This is a genomic window from Streptomyces sp. LS1784 (genome assembly GCF_020103755.1).
GTDB lineage: Bacteria > Actinomycetota > Actinomycetes > Streptomycetales > Streptomycetaceae > Kitasatospora.
On sequence record NZ_JAHSQD010000539.1, the window covers coordinates 1 to 5,597 of the forward strand.

The 5,597-nt window shown below is 75.9% G+C and carries 5 protein-coding genes and 2 pseudogenes; 1 reads left to right on the forward strand and 6 read right to left on the reverse strand.

Annotated elements, in window-relative coordinates; all coding sequences use genetic code 11:
- Both KS423_RS37055 and KS423_RS37060 read right to left on the reverse strand, forming a co-directional pair.
- The coding region (locus tag KS423_RS37055) for a class I SAM-dependent methyltransferase (RefSeq protein WP_224284134.1) at positions 1–469 on the reverse strand (469 nt) is incomplete at its 3' end.
- A 196-nt stretch (positions 470–665) separates the two neighbouring features.
- Positions 666–1,859 carry an FAD-dependent monooxygenase gene (locus KS423_RS37060; protein WP_224284135.1) on the reverse strand — a complete coding sequence of 398 codons (1,194 nt, stop codon included), beginning with the start codon at positions 1,857–1,859 and terminating at the stop codon, positions 666–668.
- 130 nt (positions 1,860–1,989) lie between these two features.
- Here KS423_RS37060 and KS423_RS37065 point away from each other — a divergent pair, with 130 nt between their 5' ends.
- Positions 1,990–2,589 (forward strand): TetR/AcrR family transcriptional regulator, encoded by a 600-nt coding sequence (locus tag KS423_RS37065; protein ID WP_224284136.1) that lies wholly within the window; start codon positions 1,990–1,992, stop codon positions 2,587–2,589.
- 102 nt (positions 2,590–2,691) lie between these two features.
- On the opposite strand, the pseudogene cpt reads toward KS423_RS37065, so the two are convergent.
- The 4 genes and pseudogenes from cpt to KS423_RS37085 all read right to left on the reverse strand — a co-directional run.
- A pseudogene (cpt, locus tag KS423_RS37070) lies at positions 2,692–3,219 on the reverse strand (chloramphenicol phosphotransferase CPT); the annotation flags it as partial.
- 114 nt (positions 3,220–3,333) lie between these two features.
- A complete protein-coding gene (locus KS423_RS37075; protein ID WP_224284137.1) occupies positions 3,334–4,719 on the reverse strand; it encodes a cobyrinate a,c-diamide synthase in 1,386 nt (461 codons plus the stop codon).
- Between the two features lie 10 nt (positions 4,720–4,729).
- A complete protein-coding gene (cobO, locus tag KS423_RS37080; protein WP_224284138.1) occupies positions 4,730–5,335 on the reverse strand; it encodes a cob(I)yrinic acid a,c-diamide adenosyltransferase in 606 nt (201 codons plus the stop codon).
- Positions 5,336–5,338: 3 nt separating this feature from the next.
- A pseudogene (locus tag KS423_RS37085) lies at positions 5,339–5,597 on the reverse strand (magnesium chelatase); the annotation flags it as partial.

Sequence of the window (5,597 nt, forward strand, 5' to 3'; positions counted from 1 at the left end):
CGGCCTCGCGCCAGCGGCCCTCGACCAGGACGAGCCGGCCGCCGGGCCGCAGCAGCCGCACCCAGGCGCGCAGCGCCCGCTCGGGCTCGGGGAGCGTCCAGAGCAGGTGGCGCGACAGCAGCACGTCGAAGCTCCCGTCCCCGACCGGCGGTGCGCTCGCGTCTGCCACCAGGAACCGCGCCGTCAGCCCCGCCGCGACCAGCTTCGCCCTGGCCCGCCCGACCATCCGCGGCGCCAGGTCCAGCCCCGTCACCCGGTGCCCGTCCGCCGCGAGCAGCAGCGACAGCGACCCGGTGCCGCACCCGACGTCCAGCACATCCGCCGCTCCGCCCGGCACCCAGCCCCGTACCCGCCGCAGCCACGCCGCCCGCACCGGTTCCTCCCGCAACCCGTGGTCGGGCTCCTCGTCGAAGGCCGCAGCGGCCGCGTCCCAGTACTCGGCGATGGCCCGACGGCCGGCGTCACTCATGGCGCGCATCATCGCAACCCCCACCGACACCGGCAGCCCGGCGGCCGAACGGCGATTGACGTGCGGAACGTGGTGGATGAGGCGGCCCGTACCGTTCACTTCGTCCACGCCTTGCCCAGGCATCCGAACGATGCCGGCGCGTAGCCCCCGCGGCCGGACCGCCGTGGTGCGCCTGCTCGGCGGACGGCAGGTCTCCTCACCCCGCCCCGCCCAGGGCCGGCGGCTGCCAGTTGTACGTCGGGGCCGAGCGGCTCAGCAGGGCGCGGGCGGGGAGGAGGCCGGCGAGGGTGAGGGCGGCGGTGCGCAGGCCGGTGGAGACGGGGGAGCGGAGGGCGACGAGGCCGCCGATGCGGCGGGAGCCGGCGACGACGGCGGTGGTGCGGGGGAGCCGGGCGGCGGTGTAGGCGGGCAGGGCGGCGGCCGGGTCGGTGTCGGGGGTGAGCAGGGAGGCGAGGACGAGGGCGTCCTCGATGGCCTGGCAGGCGCCCTGGCCCTGGAAGGGGCACATCGCGTGGGCGGCGTCGCCGAGAAGGGCGACCCGGCCGTGGTGGTGGGCGGGCAGCGGGTCGGCGAGGTCCCAGACGTCGTGGCGCAGGACGCGCTCGGGCTCGGCCAGGGCGAACAGCTGCGGTACGGGGGCGCACCAGTCGCCGTACCGGCGCAGGAGTTCGGCCCGCTCGTCCCCGTCGGCGGCCCGCTCGCCGGCCGGGGCGAGGGCGGCGCCGTAGACGTAGACCCGGCCGTCGGCGAGCGGGACGGTTCCGGCGAGCTGCCCGCGGCCCCACACCTCGCCGACGGCGGCCGGGCGGCGGTCGGGGGTGACGACGGCGCGCCAGGTGGTGAAACCGCTGTAGCGGGGTCCGGGGTGCCGGGGGAAGAGCAGGCCCCGGGCCGCGGAGCGGATGCCGTCGGCGGCGACGACCAGGCCGGCCGTCCGCTCCCCGTCGGGGGTGCGGACGACGGCGGGCTCGGTGGCGCTGCCGGGGGTGACGAGGGTCGCGGGCGAGCCGGTGCGGACGGTGCCCTCCGGGAGCGCGTCGACCAGGGCGGCGATGACGTCGGCGCGGGCGACGGCGGCGATGGTGTCGCCGAAGTAGGCCTCGAAGACCGAGGTGCTGGTGCGGGCGAGCCAGCGGCCGGAGGGGTGGCGCAGGCCGACGGCGGGGTGCGGGGTGGCGAGGGCGCGCAGGCGCTCGCCGACGCCGAGCCGGTCGAGGGAGCGCAGGGCGTTGGGGGCCAGGGCGAGCCCGGCGCCGACGGGTTCGAGGGAGTCGGCGCGCTCGTGGACGCGTACCGGGACGCCCTGCCGATGGAGGGCGAGGGCGGCGGTGAGTCCGCCGATGCCGCCGCCGATGACGATCGCTTGCTGCCTGCCCTGTGGGCTGTCCATGAGGGGACTCCTCTCCTTGCACTACATCCGTAGTGTGCGCCTGCCAGCACCGTACTACAGATGTAGTTGGCTGGACACTACCGCTGTAGTAAATTGGGATCGCCCGAGGGGAAAGGCCATGATCGGACCCATGACGCCCCCGCGCCCGACCCTGATCGCCGACGCCGCCATCGCCCTGATCGCCGAGCGCGGCCTGCGCGGGCTGACCCACCGCGCCGTGGACGAGGAGGCCGGCCTGCCCGCCGGCTCGACGTCCAACCTCGCCCGGACCAGGGCCGCCCTGCTCGAACTCGCACTCACCCGGATCGTCGAGCGGGAGACCGAGGACTACCCGTTCCTCACCGTGGAGCCCCCCGCCGCGGCGCCGCCCAGCCCCGCCTCCGCGCGGGACCTGCTCGTCCGGGTCGGCGCCGACCTGCTGCACCAGGCGCTCACCAGCGGCCGCCGGCTCACCCTGGCCCGCCTGGAACTGGCCCTGGAGGCCACCCGGCGGCCCGAACTGCGTGCCGTCTACGACCGCTTGGGCGGGCGCTTCGCCGACATCGCCGCCGTGCTGCTCGCGCAGTGCGGCTCGGCGGACCCGACGGCCGATGCCCGCCGTCTGATCCGCTGGTGCGACGGAGTGCTGTTCAACGCGACGGCGGGCAGTGGGCACTGGCACATCCCGGCGCCCGAGGAGCTGCGCGACGAGGTGGCACGCTACCTCGCCGCGCTGCTCGACCGCGAGTAGTCCGCGGGCCTACGAGGCCGCGTCGGCCTGCACGTCGGCCTGCACATCGGTCCGGACGCCCGCCTGGGCGCCCGCCTGGACGCCCGACGAGCCGTCGGCCGGCACCCGCGCGGTAATGGCCCTGGCGCAGTCCGCCGCGGCCGCCCGCGAGCTGTCCACCACCAGGTCGTACGCGACCCCCTGGTGCACCGCTTCCGCCTGCGCGGCGGCCATCCCGGCCACCCGGTCGCCGCGCGCGGCCTCCCGCTCCGCGGCCACCGCCGGATCGCAGTGCACCCCGACCCAGAGCACGTCCAGACCCTCCAGCGCCGCCCGCCACCGGGCCTGCGAAGAGGCGCCTCCGAGGAACACCTCGTCCACCACGATCCGGGCCCCGGCCCGGGCCATCGCCGCCACCCCGATCGTCCAGGCGGCGTCCAGCGCGGCGAAGACCGGACCGACCTCGACCGTGCCGTCCCCGTCCTCCAGCCCGCCGATCCCCTCACCGCCACCGCGCAGCGACGGCGGCAGCGCGTCGACCATGGTGTCGGCCCCGATGTGCAGCCAAGGCTCCGGCAGCAGCTCCTGCAGGCACCGGGCGATGCTCGACTTGCCGGAGCTGGACCCGCCGTTGAGGACGATCACATGCATGCACGGAGCTTGGAGCCGGACACCCGGCGGCGTCGCGGTGTTTCCCGGGAGGGTCGCCGCCGAGACCGAGAGCCTCAAGGCCGGAGCCGAGAGCGCCGAGGCCGAAGCCGTGAACTACGCGGTCCCCGCTGCCCCCGCCCCCGCTGCGAAGGTCGCCGCCGCGGCCGTGAAGGAGGACGCCAGCGTCGGCGCGCCCGCCCAGTGCAGGTGCAGGTAGGAGGCGTGCACGTTGCCGCCCGCGAAGCCCTCGGTGCGGGGACCGGTCGGGAGGCGCCAGCCCCAGGCGGGGAGTTCGCTCGCGCCGGGGTCGCAGACCGTGCGGTGGAACTCGTGGCCGCGCAGCCTGGTGCCGGCCGGGGCCAGCGGGGAGTCGTGCAGGGCGACCGCCTCCCGGTAGCCGAGGGTGAGCCGTTCGGTCATCCGGGCGTCGGTGGCCAGCACGCCGCACATCGGCAGGCCGTCCAGCTCCCGGCCCAGGTAGAGCAGCCCGGCGCACTCGGCGGCGATCGGCCCGCCCGCGGCGGCGAACGCGGCGATGGTGGCGCGCAGCGGGGCGTTGCCGCTCAGCTCGCGGACGTACAGCTCCGGGAAGCCGCCGCCGATCACCAGGCCGGCCGCGCCCTCGGGCAGTGCCGAGGCGTGCAGCGGGTCGAACGGGACCACCTCCGCGCCCGCTGCGCCGAGCAGTTCGGCGTTCTCGGCGTACGAGAACGAGAAGGCCGCGCCGCCCGCCACCGCGATCCGCGGCCGGCCGGCCACCGGGGTGACCTCGGCCGACGGGTCCCACGGCTCGGCATCCAGCTCCGGTGCCGTCCGGGCGAGTTCGAGCAGGGCGTCCAAGTCGACCGAGGAGGCCACCAGTTCACCCATGTCGGCGACCGCCTTGAGAGCCTCCGTCGAGCGCTCCACCGCCGGGATCAGCCCGAGGTGGCGGGACGGTGTGGCGACCGCAGCGGAGCGGCGCAGCGCGCCCAGCACCGGTACGCCGGAGCCCTCCTCCAGCGCCTCGCGCAGGAGCTGCTCGTGCCGGTCGGAGGCGACCCGGTTGAGGATCACCCCGGCGAGCCGCACCTGCGGGTCCCAGGAGGCGAAGCCGTGCACCAGCGCGGCCACCGAGCGGGACTGCGAGGAGCCGTCCACCACCAGTACCACCGGCGCCCGCAACAGCTTGGCGACGTGCGCCGTGGACGCCAGCTCCCCGCGCCCGGAAGCCCCGTCGAACAGCCCCATGACGCCCTCGACCACCGCGACGTCCGCCCCCGCCGCGCCGTGCAGGAACAGCGGTGCGATCCGCTCCGGACCGCACATGAAGGCGTCCAGGTTGCGGCCCGGGCGTCCGGCGGCGAGCGCGTGGTAGCCCGGGTCGATGTAGTCCGGGCCGACCTTGTGCGGCGACACCGCCAGCCCGCGGGCGGCGAGCGCCGCGATCAGGCCGGTGGCGACGGTGGTCTTGCCGGCGCCCGAGGAGGGCGCGGCGACGACGAGGCGGGGGATGTTCACGTGCGCAGGCTCACCACTCGATACCGCGCTGGCCCTTGCGGCCGGCGTCCATGGGGTGCTTGACCTTGGTCATCTCGGTGACCAGGTCGGCGAATCCGGTCAGCGCCTCGGGCGCGTACCGGCCGGTGATGACGACGTGCTGGCTGCCCGGGCGGTCCCTGAGCACGGCCACCACCTCGTCCGGGTCGACCCACCCCCAGTGCATCGGGTAGGTGAACTCGTCCAGCACGTAGAAGCGGTAGGTCTCGGCCGCGAGGTCCCGCTTGACCTGCTCCCAGCCCTCCTTGGCCGCCTCCTCGCTGGACATCTCCTGCTCGGCGGAGCGCTGGATCCAGGACCAGCCGGAGCCCATCTTGTGCCAGTCGACGGTGCCGCCCTCGCCGGAGGCGCCGAGCACGCGCAGCGCGTTCTCCTCGCCGACCTTCCACTTGGCGGACTTCACGAACTGGAACACCCCGACCGGCCAGCCCTGGTTCCAGGCCCGCAGCGCCATGCCGAACGCGGCCGTGGACTTGCCCTTGCCCGGGCCGGTGTGCACGGCGGTGATCGGCAGCGCGCGGCGCTGACGGGTCGTCAGTCCGTCGTCGGGAACGCTCTCGGGGACACCCTTGGGCATGGGTCAGGCCGCCTTTCGCATGGTGGTCGCACGGTTCTCGCGGACGGTCGTGGGACGGTTCTCGCGGACGAGCGAGGCCACGCCCTCGGCGCGCAGCTCGTCCAGGCTGACGGTGGTGCCGCCGAGCAGCCCGGCCAGCGTACGGGCCAGGCCCAGGCGGACCGGGCCGGACTCGCAGTCCAGCACCACGCTCGCCGTGCCCTGCGCCGCGAACAGGGCGGCCGCGCGCTGCGAGAGGGCGAGCGCGTCCCGCCCGCCGGTG

What these genes read in the sequence shown, in the direction of transcription:
- KS423_RS37060 (WP_224284135.1), bottom strand. Translation starts at nt 1,859, where the DNA reads ATGGACAGCCCACAGGGCAGGCAGCAAGCGATCGTCATCGGCGGCGGC.
- KS423_RS37065 (WP_224284136.1), top strand. Translation starts at nt 1,990, where the DNA reads ATGACGCCCCCGCGCCCGACCCTGATCGCCGACGCCGCCATCGCCCTG.
- cobO (WP_224284138.1), bottom strand. Translation starts at nt 5,335, where the DNA reads ATGCCCAAGGGTGTCCCCGAGAGCGTTCCCGACGACGGACTGACGACC.